Origin of the sequence: Gardnerella greenwoodii 00703Dmash (genome assembly GCF_000263635.1) — a bacterium.
GTDB lineage: Bacteria > Actinomycetota > Actinomycetes > Actinomycetales > Bifidobacteriaceae > Bifidobacterium > Bifidobacterium greenwoodii.
In genome coordinates this window covers 134,287-153,817 of record NZ_ADEV01000007.1, presented here as the reverse complement: position 1 = coordinate 153,817, position 19,531 = coordinate 134,287, and the positions used below count along the sequence as shown (strand labels likewise).

Here is a 19,531-nt window from a genome sequence, read left to right as displayed (position 1 = left end):
CAATCACCTCTTCAAAGATACAGCGGCGTAATTCGGGTACGCAGGGAAACTGCCGATGTAGAAATTCTCCACGCCACTTCCGTGAATAAACGTATTATGCGAGTAAATAAGCGGCACAACCGGCGAATCAGCCATAATAGTGCGGTCTGCTTGCTGCCACAATTTTTCCGCTTCGTGCGAATCGACAGTTTGTATTGCTTTTCGAAGCAGGGCATCTACTTTAGGATTTTCGTAGCGAGAAATATTCCAGTTTCCGCCACCAATTTGCGAAGAATCAAAAAGTGGGCCCAAATTGGCGTAAGCAGAAGGAAAATCAGGTTGCCAAGAAGCCAAAGCCAAATCGTAGTCGCCTGAATTTGATGTGATTGCGTCCGTAAAGTTTACTGCGTCAACGGTTTTAATAGTTACTTTTATGCCGACGCGCTGCAAGCTGGATTGCACAGAAGAAGCTACTTGCGTTTGATCCGGACGCGCAATAAGGCTCAACTTAATACCAGTTTGACCCGATTTTTTCAACAGTTGTTTAGCTTTCGCAACGTCTCCGCGTGGATCTGTAGCATACAAATTAAACTGCTTCCTGCCAGAAATACCAGGCGTAATAAGCGTTGTTGCAAAACCGCCGGCAATTGAGCCGCCCTTCGCCGTACGGTACGACTGCTTATCAACAGCATACTGAACCGCCTTGCGAACATTAACATCCGTCATTCTGCGCGTATTCATAGCCAAATATTCAAGAGCACCGTCACTACTTGTAGTGAGCAAGCTTCGTGACTTAGGGTTTGCCTGAGCCTGCGCAAGCTGAGCAGGCGGCACAAAATCAGCCAAAAATGCGGATTTTGTATCCGAATTTCCTTGAATCATCGACTGAGCCGCAACAGTAGCATCCGAACCAAGCTTCCAAACAATCTCATTAGGACCAGCTGTGCGAATACTGTCAAGCTTTGAATCCCAATACTTATTACGCTGCATAACAACTTTTTTGCCGACTTCGTTTTGCACAATTCGGTATGGTCCGGAAGCTTTAGGATGCTTTGAATACGTTTGCGCGTCGCCAGAATTCGCTGGAACTGGCACAAATGCTGCCAAAGACGCAACCCAAGGCCAATCTGCAAACGGAGCTTTTAAGTGGAAAATAATAGTTTGATCGTCTGGAGTTTCAATGGAATCAAGCGACTTTCCACTAAAAGGACCGTCATAATTTTCTCCACCAACAAGAAGAGTCTTATGGTAGCTAAAACCTCCGCTTAAAGAATCAGCAAACGAGCGCTCAATGCCGAATTTGATATCGCGCGAAGTAATTTCACTTCCATCTTCGTATTTGACACCCTTCTTAAGCGTGTACTTCCAAGTTTTGCCACCGTCGCTTGTGGTGCCGGTATCCGTTGCTAAATCTGGAACAACGCTCGTTTCGTTGCCTGAATTTGGACTTACTTTCCAAGTTGTAAGCGCGCGGAATATGAAATTATTTGATGTAATCGGCAAACCTTGGCTACGAGCTGGATCGAAATTCATATTGGTATTCGACGTAAATACCGTAAGACTGCCACCTTTTTGCGGATTGGAATTTAGCGCGGAAGCGTTGGTAACGCTGGATTTTGTAGAGCTGGCACTTCCGCAAGCAGAAAGTGAAAGTAACGAAAGTAGCGAAATCGGAAGCAACGAAAAAGCTGCAAGTGACGCAACAAACTTCTTCGAAATTGCAGTTACGCCTGAAGTTACGTCTGCAGTTACACCTGAATCTTTGTTTGTACTTGCATTTTTACTTTTATTTATATTTTTATTTTTAAAAGTGAACATAATAATCCCCTTATATTTATTAGTATTTTTTTAAATTTGTAATTTGACTCTTCAAAATGTGGACTATCGACCTAATTCCGATTTTTTCTTTACGTGCATGTACAGAAAAAATCGTTTTTTAGCGATATTTCGTTATTTTCTTTACACAGCAGTAAAGGAAATGTTGCTTATGAAGATTTTGAAGAGTTATGTTAATTTATGAGCGCGCGAATCCACTAACAGACTGCAGCGCGAGGATCGACGAAGCGATAACAGACGTCAACCACAAGATTCGCAACAATCACAAGCGCAGCCGCAAACAGCGTCACACCAACAAGCACCTGCAAATCAAGATTTTTCACAGAATCAAGAAGCAGAGAACCCAAACCTTGCATAGAGAAAACGCGCTCAGTTATTACAGCACCACCAAGTAAACCGCCCAAATCCAAGCCAAACATAGTCAGCACAGGAAGCATCGCATTAGGCATAGCGTGACGCGTTACAGCCTTCGAACGCGGCATGCCCTTAGCCAAAGCAGTACGCATATAATCCTGCTGCAACTCGTCAAGCATGTGAGCGCGAGTAAGTCGCGTATAGTATGCCGCATTAAGAAGAGCCAAAACAAGCCACGGAAGAAGCAAATGTTGAAGCCAATCTAAAGGACTTTCCGCAAAACTTACGTAACCACCCGTAGGAAAAATCGGAAAATAAACTGCAAAAGCAAGTATTGCAAGCATGCCAATTAAATACGCTGGAGATGAAATCCCTACAGACGAAAGCGCTCGAAGCGCACGGTCAATAAAAGATCCTTCTTTTGCAGCAGAAATAACTCCAGTTGCAACGCCTACAGTAAGCCAAAGAACTGCAGCACCAGTTGCCAACGAAGCAGTTACCACGAAACGACTCATAATAAGATTAGTTACAGGCTCGTTTAGCGTAAACGACCATCCTAAGCATGGACCAGCGCACACGATAGTAGCTCCAGAACTATCTGTGAACTCGCGCCCGAAGAATATGCCACGAATATAGTTTCCAAGCTGCTCATACCAAGGCGCATCAGTTCCCATGAATGCGGAAACTCGCGCCAAACGTTCAGGAGTGCAAGGCTTTCCGCAAGCAAGTTGCGCAGGATTGGCAGGAAGCATAAAGAAAATAAGGAATAACACGACTACAATCAGCGTTAAAACAAGTATTGCGCTTGCTGCACGCTTGCCAATAAAAACAAGAAAATCGGAAATCTTGCCGATTATTCGCAAATTGGCAGCAGATTGATTACTGCTCATTTTCTGCGTATTGATTATATTTTGTTGCGCATTCTGCGCATTCTGCGTATTTTGAGTATTTTGAGTATTTTGAGTATTTTGCTTGTTACTCATTCCGTCACCGCCTTTTTGGAAGCTCGCGGCTGACGAGCACTAGCCAAACCGTCGCCAACAAGATTAAAGCCGAAAGTAAGCAAGAACAGCGCAATTCCAGGGAAAAGAAGATACCAAGGATCAACCAAAACCCACTGAACTGCATCCGCAATAGCGCGTCCCCACGAAGGCGAAGGCGGATTCATGCCCACACCAAGGAATGACAACGCAGCCTCCGCTCCAATACGACCAGGAATAAGAAAAGTCACATTCACCAAAAGAAGAGGCAACATATTCGGCATTATCTGCTCACGCAAAATATGCCATGTGTTCGCACCCATTACGTAAGAAGCCACAGTGAAATTGCGAGATTTTAGCGAAAGCGTTTGTGCTCTAACCAAACGAGCGATGCTTGGCCAGCCAAAAAAGCCTAAAACAAGCGTTAGCAGAATCGGCCGCGGGAAATTTTGCGGCACAACTGCAGACAGCGCAATTGCAAAAATCAGGAATGGAAAACCGAAGAACACATCCATCGTGCGCGAAAGCAAAGTGTCTGCGAAACCACCGAAGTACCCTGCAATCATGCCGATTAGAATGCCGAGGAATAGCGAAATTACAGTAGAAGCTATGCCAATCCCAAGAGAAACGCGCGCTCCATGCGAAATAATCGCGAAAATATCAAGACCACGAAGCGGAGTTACACCGAACCAATGTTGGAAACTAATACCCCCCTGGCCTACTGGAACTGAGTTGGAATCTAATATTTCCGGATGCTCAGAGTAAGGATTATTGCCAGTAATTGTTGTAAAAACGTCGGCAAAAATAGCCAAAATCGCAAAAATAGCAATAATTACAGTTCCAGCAACAATGCCTGTATTAGTTCTTGTAAGAACGGTGACGCCAGATGAATCACGCTTATAGCGTGAACGAAATACACCGCCCCTTCTCATCTTTACTCATTTCGTCACCTGCACTTTCTTTTTGAATATCATGCAATATAAATTAACGCAAAATACAAATCGAGTAAAAATTTGTATTGTTGTCTTATCGACACTATAGGAACCCATGGAAGTATGTAAAGCGGAGTGTCGCATTGAGCTTGCTTCTATAAATAGCCTTTAACCACAATGCGTAAAAAATCTAGGAAAGCCGACTTAAAGCATTTACGATACTTAATGCAAAACAACAATCATTAAAAATAGTTTCAATTGATGCTATTTTACATTAGAATAGACGGTAGAAGGTGAGTATGAATTTTGAGTACGATCCTGCAAAAAGCTTAAAAAATTTAGCTAAACACGGTATCAGTTTCAAAAGAGCCCAAATACTGTGGAACAATGAAACAGCTGAAATAAAATCCAAAAATTCGGGCAACGACAACTCTCGCTACTTAGTTTTTGGAAAGATAGACAGTAAATATTGGACTGCAGTAATAACAAAAAGGAATAATCGAATTCGTATTATTTCTGTAAGAAGATCGCGCAAGAAGGAGGAACAATATTATGAAAAACACCACAAAAAGTAGAGAAATAAGCGGAGAAGAAATTGATAGAAAATTCGATAACGGCGAAGACGTACTTGAGTACTTTGATTTGGAGCATCCAATTATAGAGAACCACTCGAACGAACAAAAGCACGTCACTTTTATTATGCCTGAATGGATATTGAGAATAATGAAATTCTTTAGAGTAGCTACAACACTGTAGTCAAATAAAGAAGCAAAACTAGAGATAAAACAAAACGTGCCGACGTATTGAAAGATACACCGGCACGTTTTTGTTTAGTTAGATATATGTTTAGTTAGCTGTTAGTTGTGTTTTACGCACGCTTAAGGCTTACACTAAGCTCAGTTGCGCTAGAATCAGCCTCAACAACCTCGAAGCTCGTAGCCAAAGTCTCCTCCGCGATCAAATCGCGGAACTGATTAACTTTAGCAACGTCAGAAGCTGGAACGCTCAAAGTCAAAGCGATTCGGTCAGTAACATCCAAACCGTTCTCCTTGCGCGCATCCTGAACAGCGCGAATAGCGTCACGAGCATAACCTTCAGCAAGCAAATCGTCTGTCAAAGCAGTGTCGAGCATAACGAAGCCGCCAGTTGGCATTGCTGCAGAAGCTGTATTTTGAGCAGATTTAGCATCCGAAGATTCAACGCGATTCACAAGCTCATACTCGCCCTCAACAAGCGCAACTTCGCCGTTTGGAGTCTGAACAACAGGAGCGCCAGACTCGTCAACATGCCAATCGCCACTCTTAGAAGACTTAATAGCAAACTGCACTTGCTTACCCAAACGAGGGCCAGCCGCGCGAGCATTCACCTTAAGCTCGTGAACAATCTTCAAACCGTGGTCGCTTGCGTCCTGCAAAGTGCAGAATGTAACATTCTTCACGTTAAGCTCGCGCTCAAGCACCTGCTCGTAAGGCTCAACAGCAGCAGTATTTTCTGCAACAACAGTCAAGTTTGCCAACGGCTGACGCACGCGCAACTGTTCCGCCTTACGCAACGAAAGCGTAGAAGACACAACCTCGCGAACCTTATCCATAGCAGCAACCAAAGCATCGTCGTGCGCAAGAACAGCACCAAGCTCGGTGACTTCGCCAGCCTTAGGGTTCTTCTCGCCATCCGAAAGAGTCTCAGACTCAACCAAATAAGGCCAATCAGCCAAATGCACGGATTCGCCGCCAGTAAGGCCACGCCACACAGCCTCCGCTTCCATAGGAGCAAGAGGAGCAATCGTGCGCATGAACACTTCCAGAACAGTGTAAAGCGTGTTGAAAGCGGCTTCATCCTCATTCCAGAAGCGGTCACGGCTGCCACGAATATACCAGTTAGTAAGCACGTCAATAAAATCGCTAACAGCCGCGCAAGCATCGCTAATCGCAAACTCGTTCAAGCACTTTTCAACACGCTCAACAAGCAAACGCGTGCGCGCAAGCAAGTAACGATCCATATTGCAAAGACCCGCAACCTCGTCCGCGCGAAGGCGACGAGCATCATAACCCTTGCCACCGTTTGCAGCGTTCGCATACAGCGTAAAGAAGTAGTAAGAGCTCCAAACTGGAAGCATAACCTGGCGAACCGTATCCCTAATGCCGTCTGCAGTCACAATCAAATTGCCACCGCGCAAAATTGGCGAAGACATGAGGAACCAGCGCATAGCGTCAGAACCGTACTCGTTGAAAACGCCGTTCACATCCGGGTAATTGCGCAAATGCTTACTCATCTTCTGACCGTCGGAACCGAGCACAATGCCGTGGCAAATCACGTTCTTATAAGCCGGACGGTCGAATAGAGCCGTAGCCATAATGTGAAGCGTGTAGAACCAGCCGCGAGTCTGACCAATATACTCAACGATGTAATCGCATGGGAAGTGCTCTTCGAAGAATTCCTTATTTTCAAACGGATAATGGAACTGCGCGAAAGGCATAGAACCAGACTCAAACCAGCAGTCGAGAACATCCGTAATACGGTGCATTTGCGACTTTCCGGTAGGATCATCCGGATTTGGACGAGTAAGGCGATCGATATACGGGCGGTGCATATTCACATTACCGTCATCATCGCGCGGATAATCGCCAAAATCAGCCTTAAGTTCTTCCAACGAACCGTACACGTCTACGCGAGGATACTTTGGATCGTCACTCACCCACACTGGAATTGGCGAACCCCAGAAGCGGTTACGGCTAATCGACCAATCGCGAGCGTTAGAAAGCCACTTACCAAACTGGCCATCCTTAACGTTTCCAGGAATCCAATTAATCTCCTGATTAAGCTCAAGCAAACGCTTCTTAATCTTCGTAACAGACACAAACCAGCTAGAAACAGGCTTATAAATAAGCGGAGTTGCGCAACGCCAGCAATGAGGATAGCTGTGCACGTAGCTTTTTTCTTGGAACAGCAGCGCGCGCTGATCTTCCGGCATTTGAGCAAGCGGGCCGTCTCCTGCACGCAAGTTGCGCAAAATTGGCAAGTTGGCGTCGAAAACATACAAGCCTTCGTAATCTGGGCAGTCGCTTGTAAACTTGCATCCTGCGTCGAGCACGTCAACGCTGCGAATTTCGTGCGCGTTAAGCGTGTTCATATCGTCCTCGCCGTAAGGAGCCTGGTGAACGAGTCCAGTACCTTCAGAGGTGTCAACATAATCTGCAGTGAAAATCGTAAAAGCGTTAGGACCAGGAGTGCCACCCTCAGCGAGCGCAGAATCGCTTGCAAAGTATGGGAACACTGGGTAGTAGCGCCAGCCAGCCATCTCAACGCCCTTAAGTTCGCGCACAACCTCGTAGTTTTCGCCAAGTTCCTTAGTGTAAGAGCCGAGCAAAGGCTTACCAATGTAGAACTTTTTGCCAGCGAACTTGCCTTCGGTTGGACGAACTTCCACGTAGTCGATGTCTGCGCCGACTACGATTGCGAAGTTGGTTGGCACAGTCCAAGGAGTAGTGGTCCAGAAGACTGCGTAAGCGTCGGCTTCGTCGCGAAGCTTAACAGCCACGGAAACGGTAGTATCTTGACGATTCTGGTAAACATCCGCATCCATGCGAAGCTCGTGGGCGGAAAGCGGAGTCTGATCCTTTGGGCAGTACGGAAGCACGCGGTAACCCTTGTAAGCCAAGCCCTTATCGTAAAGCTGCTTAAAAGCCCACATTACGGATTCCATGTATGGAATGTTCAGCGTCTTGTAGCCGCGCTCAAAATCAACCCAGCGAGCCTGACGATGCACGTAGTTTTGCCACTCGTTCGTGTACTTCAAAACGCTGGCACGGCAAGCATCATTGAACTTTGCGATGCCCATTTTTTCGATTTGCTCAACCGACTCGATGCCGAGCTCCTTCTGCGCTTCCAACTCTGCAGGCAGACCGTGAGTATCCCAACCAAAAACGCGGTTTACTTTGCGGCCGCGCATAGTCTGATAGCGCGGAACCACGTCTTTTGCGTAGCCTGTGAGCAGGTGGCCGTAGTGAGGAAGACCGTTTGCGAATGGAGGGCCGTCGAAGAACACGAACTCGTTTTGGCTACCCTTGCCGGACGGGCGGTATTCGATTGACTTGCGGAAAGTATTGTTTGCATCCCAGTATTGAAGAACTGACTCTTCAAGCTTTGGGAAAGAAGGATTTGGTGCAACTTGCGCGCCGGCAGTTTCTTGCGCAGATGCAGAAACATTTACCTTTGGATATACGTTATTTGCGCACGACTTTTCGGCTGGATTAGTGGATTCGCTCACTGTGCTCTCCTCGCTCAACAGGGTGAATATTTCCCTGCGAGGACGACAGTTACTGCCGCGGTACCACCTCGCTTGCTATAAGATTTACGCAACGCAAGTTACGCAAGTTACGTGCGTAACGCAAGTGCGTAGCGCAAATACGAAACGTAATCGAACTATTCTTATAGCCTCTCGTGTTTGGCTGTACGGGCCAACCCCGTCGGTTCTAATAAGCGAGAATCTTACGAATCCTCGCCGTTCTTCCGAAAACTCCCCGCCGATAACGGATCATCGCTTAAGTTAGAAATAATCTAACACTATCCCCTAACATTGGGAAGTATTTCGCGACTCGCGAATAATACGAACAAAGTAAATAAGTAATAAAAGTGCCCCGGATCAGAATCGAACTGACGACACCCACTTTAGGAGAGTGGTGCTCTATCCACTGAGCTACCGAGGCAACAAATGGCAATTATACACTATGGCGTGTCACTGCGGCGCGCGCTAATCCTCAAGATTCGACTGCGTGCCAGCCGTCGCCGCCGTTGCCGACTGCTCCGCCTGTGCCGCGTCCAACTTGGCTCGAACCGTGGCAAGCAAACCCTGAGCGCGCTTTGCCAACGCCTCACCAATCTCCCACTGACGCATGGACTGGTCGAGCGTCAAACCGCCAGCTTCCAACGCTTGAACCGCCTGAACCAGCTTTTCGCGAGCCTCTTCATACGGCATCGCCTCAATCGCAGCGCGCTCTTCTTTCGTAAGAGTGCTTGCGAATTCTGTGCTTTCTGCTGATTCTTCAGCCTTTTTCGTTGCTTTCTCGCTCATATCTAACCTTTCGCTATATCTAAAATATATAAAATATCTAAAATATCTAAAAAATTACTTACTTGACTTTACGGCAGACGGATTTACGGCAGCCGACTTTACGGCAGCAGACTTAGTGCCAGTCACCTTGCCAAGAACAACGCCGCTTTTAAGCGTAACAGTCATATCGTCGCCAACTTTCGCTAAAGCCGCGTCGTCAAGCACTCGCCCACCGCTAAGCTGCACTACAGCATACCCGCGGTTCAACGTCGATTGCGGACTTAACGCAGTCAAGCTCGCGTGCGCCTTTTCAACAGTCAAGCTCGCGTCGTCAAGAAGTCGCACCAAACCGTGACGCATTCTCTCAACAGCCTGATTAACAAACAACTCGTGCGGCTCAAGCATAGTGCTCGGGCGCGTAAGACTCGGGCGATTCGCGTAACCCTCAACGAGACGAATCTCATTGTCAACGCGCGCAGAAATTCGCATGCGCATAGTTTGCAGAGCGTTATCAATAAGCTGCCACTGCTCGCGAACGTCCGGAACCACGCGCTTTGCAGCATCTGTAGGAGTAGAAGCGCGCAAATCCGCCGCCAAATCGATAAGCGTCCAATCGTCCTCGTGGCCGATTGCAGACACAATCGGAGTCACGCACGCAGCCGTAGCACGAACCACACCCTCGTCCGAAAAACCAATCAAATCCTCAAAACTGCCGCCGCCGCGCGCAACAATAATAACGTCAACCTCTGGATCTGCATCAAGCTGCTTAATTGCGGCAATCATATCCGCCGGGCACTGCACGCCCTGCACGTGCGCGTGAACAACCTTGAAGCGCGTAACAGGCCAGCGCAAATTCACGTTCGTAATAACATCGCCCTCTGCACGCGCTTGAGGAGCACACACGAGGCCGATGCACTTAGGAAATTCCGGCAGCGGAACCTTATTTTCAGCGTCAAACAGGCCCTCGCCCTTAAGTTTTTTACGCAACTCGTCAATTTGCGCTTTTAAGTCGCCGGCGCCGACGCGCCTGATTTCGTCCGCAACGAAGCTTAAACGCGTGGCTTTTACCCAAATATCAGCCTTGCCGTGAACAACTACGCGGTCGCCTTGGCGAAGTTCGCGCGCCTGCTGCACGAAATTGCTAAAGCCCATTACGGAAATCGACACTTCCTCGTTGCTGTCGCGAAGGGTGATGTAGCCGGAAGAAGCGCGGCGCATGTTGATTTCGACTATTTGACCCTCAATCCACGCGGATGGCCAGCGTTCGACGGCACTGTGGAACTTTTGGCTTAAAACGGCAACAGGCCACGGATTTTCGGCGGTTGTGTCTGCGGCTTTTAGAGGGAGCTGGCGCGGCTGCTGCTGATGCGGAGTAAGTGGTTGAGTAAGCGGTTGAGCAAGCGGCGCAAGATTTTGTGGCGGCTGCTCAGGCTGCGCATCATCCTGGAATAATTGCGGCATCATATTTGACGAGGTCATACTTCAAGATTGACTGCAAAGAGGGACAAAGAGGGCTTCGTTGCGTGTGGAGATTGATACGAAAAAACCCAAGCGCGAAGCTTGGGTTTTGCTTGTGCCCCCTCAGGGATTCGAACCCTGGACACGCTGATTAAGAGTCAGCTGCTCTAACCAACTGAGCTAAAGGGGCGTTGGTTATCTTGGCCCGCTTTGCGAACCGAGTAACTACTATACTCAAAATGAGCTTGCACGCAAGTGGGCGTGTCGCATTGCCCTTGCTTGAAGCTGCATTGCGCGCTTCAAGCAAGCTCAATGCGGTAGCGACGACTCAATGCTGAAAGCACAGTGTGCTTTCAGTGTCGGAGCGCAAACGATTGTGCTTTCTTTATATTCTTAAGAAAGCACAATCTGACTACCAGCAATCCAATAAGACACAAATCAATTGACTCGCTTTTTGCTTAATAGTAGCGCTCCATTTGCGAGGAAAGTTTACGGCGTTTGGAGTTTTGACACTACTTTGTCGCTCCAAACGCGGGGAAAGTTTACGGCGTTTGGAGGGTTTGGGGTTGTGCGGCGCTCCAAACGCGCGCGCTAAACCGCAACGCTCAAGCAAATCGTCGTGCTTCTTTCATAGTAATCTAGCGAAGAAGATTTACAACTCTTGCAATTTCAACAGAGTTCGACCTGTGTGAATATTTATTCTTATCACCATTAGTAAAAAGTGCCCACACACTCATAAGAGCAGTGGACACTTTTACCAGCCGTTAGCAACAACTAAACTTAGATTGATTAGCAAATCAAAACTCAATACTGAAATCGTTCAATATGCAAAAATCCAATACTAAATTCAGTCATTTTTCATTTATTCACTCATTCTTAGCTTTTTAACTAATCACGAGTTTTATTTTTAGTTATATTGTTTTATTTGCGGACAGCAGCGTTAGAACCAGCATGCACTCCATGGCGACGCGTGGTGAATGTTATTGCACCACTTACTATCAGTACCAAGAAGGTCACAACTGCAGCAACAACACCACTGCCAGTAGCAGCTAACTTTGAAGTCAGTTCCTTTGCAGCTGCACGTTCAGCAGTCTGTTCCTTACTTGAGTTACAAGCATCAGCACCAGCAGAATTGTTAGCACTGTTATTATCAGTAGCGCCATTAGATTCAGACTGAACACTGTCGGACTTATTTGCAGTGGCGGCATTAGCACTCTCATGATTCTCACCACCTTCTGCAGCACCTGACTTCGACTCTGCAGAAGCACGAACAGAACCACTAGCATTCTTTCCTTTCTTAGTAAAGGAACGATTAGCAGAATGGCTATTATACACACGATCTGAATGACTCTGACCAGTATGTTCTAGCTTTTTCTCAACAGGCTTAGATTCAGGCTTCTTCTCAGCCGGCTTCTTCGGAGCTGGCTTAGATTCAGCCGGCTTCTTCGGAGCTGACATATTGTCAGACTGAGTATCGGCATCAGCAACGTGTGCAGCAGACACAGTCACTTCACCAGAAGCAAGCTGACTACCATCAGCATCCATAAGCAAAATGGTATGTTTGCCAGTTAAACCAGCTGGAATCATAGCTTTGAAGTAGTACTTGCCGTTCTCATCAGCACGCACTGTTACATAATCATGACCATCTTCACCCTTAAGCTGCTGAGGCGTAGAGTAGATGAACGCATACATGCGAGCATCTTTCTTAGCATTATTCAAAGCTGCAGGTTTTCCAGAAACATACACACTCTGTTCCTTGCCAGCAACAATTTCCTTAGTATCTAAAGCAATCAGATTCTTTGTGAATTTTGCTGTAGAAACAGGAGGCAGCGGAGCTGAATCTGTTTGAGTTGATTCATCCTTAGTTTCCGGCTTTTTTGGAGTTGGCTTTGGAGCAGGAGCTGGCTTCTTGCCTGGTTTGTTTGGCTTACCCGGTTTGCTTGGCTTGCCTGGCTTGCTTGGCTTGCTTGGCTTACCTGGCTTACCCGGTTTGCTTGGCTTGCTTGGCTTACCTGGCTTACCTGGCTTCTCACCCTTGTGATCACCTGGCTTACCTGGCTTACCCGGCTTCTCACCATCAGCATGTTTCTTACTACGCTTCACAATAAATGTGTACGCAGTAGCATCAGCACTATTATCACTGGTGTCGCTAGCAGTATTGCCAGCAAAATCAGTCGCCTCAATAGTAAGGGTGTGATTACCATCAGCCAATTTTTCAGTCGGAATCTTCAACGTTAATGTTGTAGAATCTGGCTTATCTGGAGTTGGATTATCGTTGATGTTCTTCACATCAACTAAGGTGCTTTCAACAGTATTTACTGGAAGATAATTTTCCGTATACGCTACTGGACGACCATCAACCATAACACGCAAAGACTTCAAATGATCATCTGTTGCTCGAACAGTGATTTCATGACCATCAGCAATCTCTTCACCTTCAACCAAACCAGCTTCAACTTTTGGATCCGTTTCATCAAGCACAACAGGAATCACACCGAGTAAATGAGATTCAACCTGATCACTTAAGTGCAGCAGCAACTTGTCACCATCGTTTACTGGAATATCAGTTGAGAATTGGCGACGAGTTACTTCAGTACCATTCGTATCCAAAGTGTAGAAATCACCTACAGAATCATTATTAATTCGCAAAGTTTGACCGAAAGCATCATCCGACACATTGCCACTAAAGGTAACGGTATCGCGATTTGTAAATAACGTATGTCCGTACAACTTTGGCGTGTCAAAACGTGCTGTTGGAGGCGTAATGTCGAAGTAGAAAGCTGCAGGAGTATCGATTACATTCGTTTCATCGTCTTCATCAGCATCTTCGTCAGTTGCTTTTGTATTTACTTGCAAGCGGAAATCGTTGATTCCTGGATGCATCGGCAACTTTATGCTAAACTTGCCATTCTTAATATTCGCGCGCAATGGGTTTGGAGTTACGAACTTCTTGGTTTTGGCATCAATTCGCGTAGCTGGAGTGAACAGTACACTCGTTACATTAGCACCCACTTCGCCTTGAGCAACAAAATAATTTTTGCCAATAACATCTGATCCATAAGCTTTCTTATGCACTAACCACGCATAAGAACCCATAGAACCGGCATTAGTAAGCACGAAATCTTTTGTCTGTGGAGATTCAGGTGTAGCAGTTGCACGACCAGCAAGCGCTAGACCCATAGTAGTGCTATTTTCTGCGGAATCTGTAGCTACGAGCGTTACTGTCACAGCTTTAGCAGCAGGAGTAATCACTGTTTTAAAGCTACCGTCTTTGCCAACAGTTACCACTTCTTCAGTTTCCTTACCAGCTGCAGCCGCCTCTGCTTGCTTTACATTTGCATTAATACTCGCTTTTGAAGTTGTATTAGCTCCAGAAACAGCTTGCGAAGAAGATGCAGTAGTATGAGTGGCACCCGAACCAGCAACAACATTAGCTGAAGTAATATTGTCAGCAGCTTTCTGATACTTCAACGTTAGTTTTACAGTATCTCCAGGAGTGTCCGTTACTTTACCAGCAACAGTTACTTTACCATCTGCAGCTACAGGCAAATTACCCTTGTTGTCAAGACCATTCATGGTAATGTTTGGAGCTTGCGCGTTGAACGTTAGCTTAAGTTTCTTATTACCAAGACGATCACCTTTTGCATCGTACGCCTTAAACATCACAGTATTTTCGCCATTTTTCAGCGGCACAAACGCGTAGAAAGTATTCTCATCCTTGCGTTTTGCAACATTCGTAACTTTCTGCTTTGTACCACCATTAGGAGTTACGTAAGCTTGTATAGATGCGACGTTATCGGTAAGGTATCCTTCGATGTAGAACTTGCCATTAATATTCGGGTTAGTTTTACTTTCTTCTAGAGCATTAGCTTTAATTTGGTGAGAAGTAAGAACTTTTTCATTCGGAATGATAATGTTCCTAGTCGGTATTTCTTCTTCCTTACCACTTGCATTTTTTCGAGTATGCTTATTGAACACCTTCTTAACCTCAGTTGGGTTCATAGCATTGTCTCGAGCAAGCACATCTATATATGCTGCGTCAGTACCAATGTGGATAGGCTTGCACACTCGCGTACGAGTTGCTTCATTCAACGGGCATTGAGTATCTTCATCACCATAGTTCAAAGCATCTTTTACACCAGGAAGATGAATAGTTGGTACGCCAGGATCAGGACTCAATTCATCACTAATAACAATCTTCACATTGCCGTTAGCATCACGATCAGATACTGTGACTTTAGGTCCATGATTATCGATCGCTACCTCCATGTCATAAGTTTGCCAATCAAACTTATCTCCTAAGCGAGCCTGAATGCGATACGTATACCATCCATCAGGAAGAATGTCAAACCTACTTGTTTTTGGATTCCACACAGACCCGTCGAAATTTCCAGCTAAACCGTCGGTTGCACTAGCATCAGAGATAGTAGAACGATTTACATTGTGTTCTGTTCCAAGAACAATCTTAGTTTTATGATGAGAATCCAACACAGAATACTTTATGTCAGACGCACCTCGGAACATAGACATAGATGGCACAACGTAATCCATCCACCCATCTTGATTTGCAGGTGAAAATTCACCAAGTACATACGGCTTAGTTTCATTATTGACTGGAAGTTTGCCCATACTGCCTGCTACAGAAAGTAAAGAAGTCGTAAGATCACTATGATTTGCACCATAGCTTTCTCCCGGCTTTACCATAATTGGTTCAGCATTCCAATCGCCTACGAAACCGAGGTATGGCACAGCAACATCTGGCTGAGTATCGCTCAGCGATTCAAAACGCACCCAACCTTCAATATAATGATTGCCTTTAGAACGATCTGGGCTTAACGTAAACTTCACACCAGCGGTTTTCCCAGGCTTTACTGTAACTTCACGCGTTTTTGATTGCAACGTTTCAGTATCACTAATAGAGGTTACTGTATCTTTATTGGCCTCATTAGACTCATTGACAACATCCTGATCTGGGACAGCAAATTTTACTGGATTCTTACCATAATTATGTAAAGTAACCGTAAAGTTGCGATCAGCATTCACGTTTCTAAGAGCCACGTACGAATTGCCATCGACTGTTGCAATCACGTTAGTAGCAACAGCTTTATCGACCTGAGCTAAGCCAGCGCCAATTTGACGAGGAGCATACGGAATCTGCTTACTATCTGCAGAATCTTTACGTCCAATAATACTTGCTGTATTCATTAATGCTTGGCTTACACGGGTAGCCATTTCAGACTTTTTAAGCTTAGGGAAACGATTCTTATAGCTTTCCATCACTAACGCCGAAAGACCGGAAACGTTTGGAGCAGCCATAGAAGTACCGGACATGCTCGTGTATTTATTGCCATTCTGCGTAGACCACACGTTGCCACCAATGCCAGCAATATGAGGTTTGAAATCAAGTTCTGGCGTTGGTCCCCAAGAAGTGAAGGTTGAAGGCTTACCGTTATCTGGATTAACAATAGTAGTGAATTGGTTCGTGAAAGCTATCTTCACTTTCTCGCCTTTATGTAAAGCAGTAAGAATTTGCAATGCATAAGAACGAGGTATGGACGCACCAAAGCAATCCTTGATTTTCTCCAATCCGCCCATTCCAATAAACATGGATGAATCTTTGTCGTGATTATAAACAATCACACCTTTAGCACCTTTAGCAATAGCATTCTTAAACTTTTCCGTAAAAGTAATGCCACCACGTTCTACAAGAGCATACTTATCTTTAAGATCAAGATCTTTAACATCAGTTTCAGTAGCTTTTTTAGCATCCACAAGTTCATGCTGAGATACTGCGTCTATTAAAGAACCAATGGCAAGATTGTATGGCACTGCGTGAGATTTGCCATCTTTCCCTGTCCAGTTTGCTGCTTGCTGCGTAATGTTGGAATTTTCTACAGAAGCAACGCTGAAAGCGGAAGGATAAGAAGATGGAGAGCCGAGAGTAGCATCATCCCACTTGCCAAGCGCATCATCCTCACCACCGGAAGGAGAAAAGTTCAAGCCAGAGTTTCCAGCAGAAATCACTGGTAGTGAACCAGCTTCGCGAGCCTTTTTAAGTGCAATTGAAGTGGCATTAGAAGTTCCAGCAAAACCATTAGTTGAACCGAGAGACATGTTGATAATATCGGCGCCAAGTTTTACGGAATCTTCGATTGCAGCAACAATATCAACATCGCGAGCGCCATGTGCCTCAGGATTATTTGAGAACACTTTCATAGCAAGCAGCTGAGCGTTTGGAGCTACACCATCAACGCGATGATGTTCTGAAGCAGGAGAATCCTGTTCATCACCATTTGCAGCAACAATACCAGCCACATGCATACCGTGCTGTTCTGCACCAGAGTCTGTGAAGTTGTCGTTTTCATCGGCATAATTGAAACCTGCAGGAACTTTGTCAGTAGTGTCGCCTTTACCTGTTGGTTGTAATCGAAGATGTTGCTTAGCTGAAGCATCAAGCTTCATATCTTGGTGAGTTGGATCTATGCCGGTATCGATGATGGAAACCAGCATTCCAGTTCCATCAAGATGATGCTTTTTAAACACCGTCTGCACGCCTTGTAAATCGCGAGCATAATTTTCCATTGGATAATACAAGCGTTCTTTTGCAACAGAAACTACACCTGGCTCCTTTCGCAAAGCTTGAATATGATTTTCAGGAAGAGTAGCTTCAAAAGCGTTCAACAAGTAGCCAACTTGACGACGAACTGTCATATTGTATTTTGACTGTACTCGGTTAATAAAATCTTTCTGCTCTTGAATATTGGCTTTTTCACTAGCTTCGGTACGGTGAGGATGATAATTTTTCATCGTAACAATAACAGTTACTGGTTCAGAAGAGGCAACTTTTTTATTTGCATTCTGACTGCTGTTATTATATTTCTCTACCGCTTTAGCGAGCGTTGGATTAATGTGACGCAGCTGTTCTGGGGAAAAATTCGTACTTTTGCGCGTTTTGGTAGACGCTGCAGTGAATTCTGTGCCTGATGTTTCTTCAGCAAACGCTGCAGGCGCTTCAGCAAGTGGCACTAGAAGCGTAGCGGCTGCTACGCTTAATGCCGCTAAACGAGTCAGATATGACGTTCGTTTGAACTTCATAAACATACTCTCCTTCAAAATAGTGGTTAACTACCCAACGAAAAGTGCTTATAGATAATTCGCAAGAAAATGTTGGGAATGATCCCAAATTCTGCAAGTGAAATTTCCTTGGAAACCTTGTGCAATATATGCAAAATTTCCAGCACAATTTCATCTATAGGTGTAAATATTTTTGTTACGCTCATTTAAAGCATTTCCGCTAAATATCAAATGGGAAGATATACCCCCCACCCATATAAATCAACAAATAATGCCACTTTTCAGCAGATGCAACAAAAATATTTTTCACAAACTTTAGCACTGTTTGAGACAGAAACAATTCCAAATAAATTGCGTTTTCACAAACAAAAATATGAAGAAAATCACATTTTATATAAAAAATGGCTTAATTTAGCCATTTTTACACAAATATTTTCTGCGATGTCAACATAGAAAAAATTCTGTATTAACATATAATTTACATGAGACTTGAGAAAAAATACATAATGTTACTATTTTTTAAGAAATTTAGAGCTAATTACCAACAAATGTTAGTGCGTTGCACAATATAAACCGTAAATTTTTCAGCCAACCGACGATAGATACAAACGGCAGAAACTTTACACGGTGAGAGCGTTACCCCACATTTGGAGGGTTTGAGGCCGTGTAGCGCTCCAAACGCGCGCGACGATTTGCGCCACCGCGCTGCGTCACACGCCCAGCGCTACCCGCGCCCTAACTTACGCAGCACACTGCGCGACACCGCCAGCAAATGCCGTCCGCGCACATAAATCTCATCGCGCTTCTTACGCCACAAAGTCGCAACCATCGTTGCCAACACCGCAAACGTCAGAATCATAGCAAGCACAAACAGCGTCATCCAAAGCGGCCACTGCACGCGGTCCTCCGGCGCCTTCACCGGATCCGGCAGCACGCGGTATCCAGTCACCAACAGTCTGTGCGAGTTAACGCCATACGGGGTACACGTAAGCAGCGTCGCAAGGTCACGCCCCTTCTCGCGCTGCAGCAAACTAATGTCGTGCGGATCGACCACGCTAATGCGAAACACCTTGTAACGCAGCGTCTCCCCCTGCACATCAAAGTAAAAATAGTCACCCTTCTTCAAATTCACCAAATCGTCGAACATCGTGGCATCCGGCAAACCCGTATGCGCCGTCACCACCGCATGACGATTCTTACCGCCCACCGGCAAATCCGTACCATACAAGTGGCCGGCACCATGCGCCAAAACCTCCTGCGAACTACCGTGGTAAATCGGCAGCTTCACGCCAATCTTCGGAATCTTCACAATACCCATAATGCCCATAGGCTCATCAAGCTGCTTGGCATACTCCTTATACTCCGGCTTATTCATGTAATCCGTTGTGCCATCGTACGGATCAGACGTAATAATCGCCTTATGACGCGCATTATAGCGGCGAGCCGCGCGCATATGAGCACGACGCACATCGCCAGCCTGATCGTGATTATACTTATCGTACTCGGAAGAAATTTCCTTAGAAACGCGATTATTCCAAAGCGTAGAGCACACCGGATACGCAAAGCACAGCAGGCCCGCGAGCACGAAGGCTATTGGCTCGATGATGCGGCGGAGCATAGATTTTTGCTGGGATTTGTGGGCGGCGTGGGGTTTTGATTGATTTGGTGCGGTAGTTGCGTTATTTTCGGTTTCTGTGGTTGCGGTTGGGTTGGTTTCGGTTAAGTTGGTTGCGTTAGTTTGAGTTGCGTTAGCTTGGTTTTTGAAAAGCTTGTTTTGGGAGATTTTGTTGAGGAAAGCATATACTTTCGTAACGGCGCTGTTTAATTTCATGCTTCCTCGTTTCGTTGGATAATTTGGCTTAGATTGA

Annotated in this window: 11 protein-coding genes and 2 tRNA genes; 3 read left to right on the top strand and 10 right to left on the bottom strand. The window is 45.7% G+C overall.

What is annotated here, in order from left to right; all coding sequences use genetic code 11:
- Positions 1 to 3: 3 nt before the first annotated feature.
- From NG78_RS02920 to NG78_RS02930, 3 genes are all read right to left on the bottom strand, one after another.
- Entirely contained in the window at positions 4 to 1,797 is a 1,794-nt protein-coding gene (locus NG78_RS02920; RefSeq protein ID WP_004134537.1) for an ABC transporter substrate-binding protein, read from the bottom strand.
- Between the two features lie 215 nt (positions 1,798 to 2,012).
- Positions 2,013 to 3,059 (bottom strand): ABC transporter permease, encoded by a 1,047-nt coding sequence (locus NG78_RS02925; protein WP_410296264.1) that lies wholly within the window; start codon positions 3,057 to 3,059, stop codon positions 2,013 to 2,015.
- A gap of 89 nt (positions 3,060 to 3,148) precedes the next feature.
- Positions 3,149 to 4,081, bottom strand: a complete 933-nt coding sequence (locus tag NG78_RS02930) for an ABC transporter permease (protein ID WP_004134533.1) — start codon at positions 4,079 to 4,081, stop codon at positions 3,149 to 3,151.
- A gap of 299 nt (positions 4,082 to 4,380) precedes the next feature.
- On the opposite strand from NG78_RS02930, the gene NG78_RS02935 reads away from it, so the two are divergent.
- Together NG78_RS02935 and NG78_RS02940 are read left to right on the top strand one after the other, a co-directional pair.
- Positions 4,381 to 4,656 (top strand): BrnT family toxin, encoded by a 276-nt coding sequence (locus NG78_RS02935; protein WP_004134531.1) that lies wholly within the window; start codon positions 4,381 to 4,383, stop codon positions 4,654 to 4,656.
- Positions 4,634 to 4,837, top strand: coding sequence for a hypothetical protein (locus NG78_RS02940; RefSeq protein WP_004134528.1), 204 nt, complete (start codon positions 4,634 to 4,636; stop codon positions 4,835 to 4,837). Before NG78_RS02935 ends, NG78_RS02940 begins: the two co-directional genes overlap by 23 nt.
- Positions 4,838 to 4,949: 112 nt before the next feature.
- Here NG78_RS02940 and ileS read toward each other — a convergent pair whose 3' ends face one another.
- The 6 genes from ileS to NG78_RS02970 form a co-directional block, all read right to left on the bottom strand.
- Positions 4,950 to 8,348, bottom strand: coding sequence for a mupirocin-resistant isoleucine--tRNA ligase (gene ileS, locus NG78_RS02945; RefSeq protein ID WP_004134526.1), 3,399 nt, complete (start codon positions 8,346 to 8,348; stop codon positions 4,950 to 4,952).
- Between the two features lie 366 nt (positions 8,349 to 8,714).
- Positions 8,715 to 8,787: transfer RNA gene (locus tag NG78_RS02950), tRNA-Arg, on the bottom strand.
- Between the two features lie 44 nt (positions 8,788 to 8,831).
- The gene (locus tag NG78_RS02955) at positions 8,832 to 9,152 is read right to left on the bottom strand and encodes an exodeoxyribonuclease VII small subunit (protein ID WP_004134524.1); all 321 of its coding nucleotides are present in this window, start codon (positions 9,150 to 9,152) and stop codon (positions 8,832 to 8,834) included.
- A gap of 54 nt (positions 9,153 to 9,206) precedes the next feature.
- Positions 9,207 to 10,595 carry an exodeoxyribonuclease VII large subunit gene (gene xseA / locus NG78_RS02960; protein ID WP_004134522.1) on the bottom strand — a complete coding sequence of 463 codons (1,389 nt, stop codon included), beginning with the start codon at positions 10,593 to 10,595 and terminating at the stop codon, positions 9,207 to 9,209.
- Between the two features lie 110 nt (positions 10,596 to 10,705).
- Positions 10,706 to 10,779, bottom strand: a tRNA-Lys gene (locus NG78_RS02965).
- 731 nt (positions 10,780 to 11,510) lie between these two features.
- Complete coding sequence (locus NG78_RS02970; RefSeq protein ID WP_004134520.1) at positions 11,511 to 17,684, bottom strand: S8 family serine peptidase; 6,174 nt, start codon at positions 17,682 to 17,684, stop codon at positions 11,511 to 11,513.
- Positions 17,685 to 17,894: 210 nt separating this feature from the next.
- Between NG78_RS02970 and NG78_RS06155 the strand changes: the two genes are divergently transcribed.
- Positions 17,895 to 18,116 (top strand): hypothetical protein, encoded by a 222-nt coding sequence (locus tag NG78_RS06155; protein WP_032837769.1) that lies wholly within the window; start codon positions 17,895 to 17,897, stop codon positions 18,114 to 18,116.
- A gap of 271 nt (positions 18,117 to 18,387) precedes the next feature.
- Here the strand turns inward: NG78_RS06155 and NG78_RS02975 are convergent, their stop codons facing one another.
- Positions 18,388 to 19,494, bottom strand: a complete 1,107-nt coding sequence (locus tag NG78_RS02975) for a class C sortase (RefSeq protein ID WP_004134518.1) — start codon at positions 19,492 to 19,494, stop codon at positions 18,388 to 18,390.
- Positions 19,495 to 19,531 lie beyond the last annotated feature (37 nt).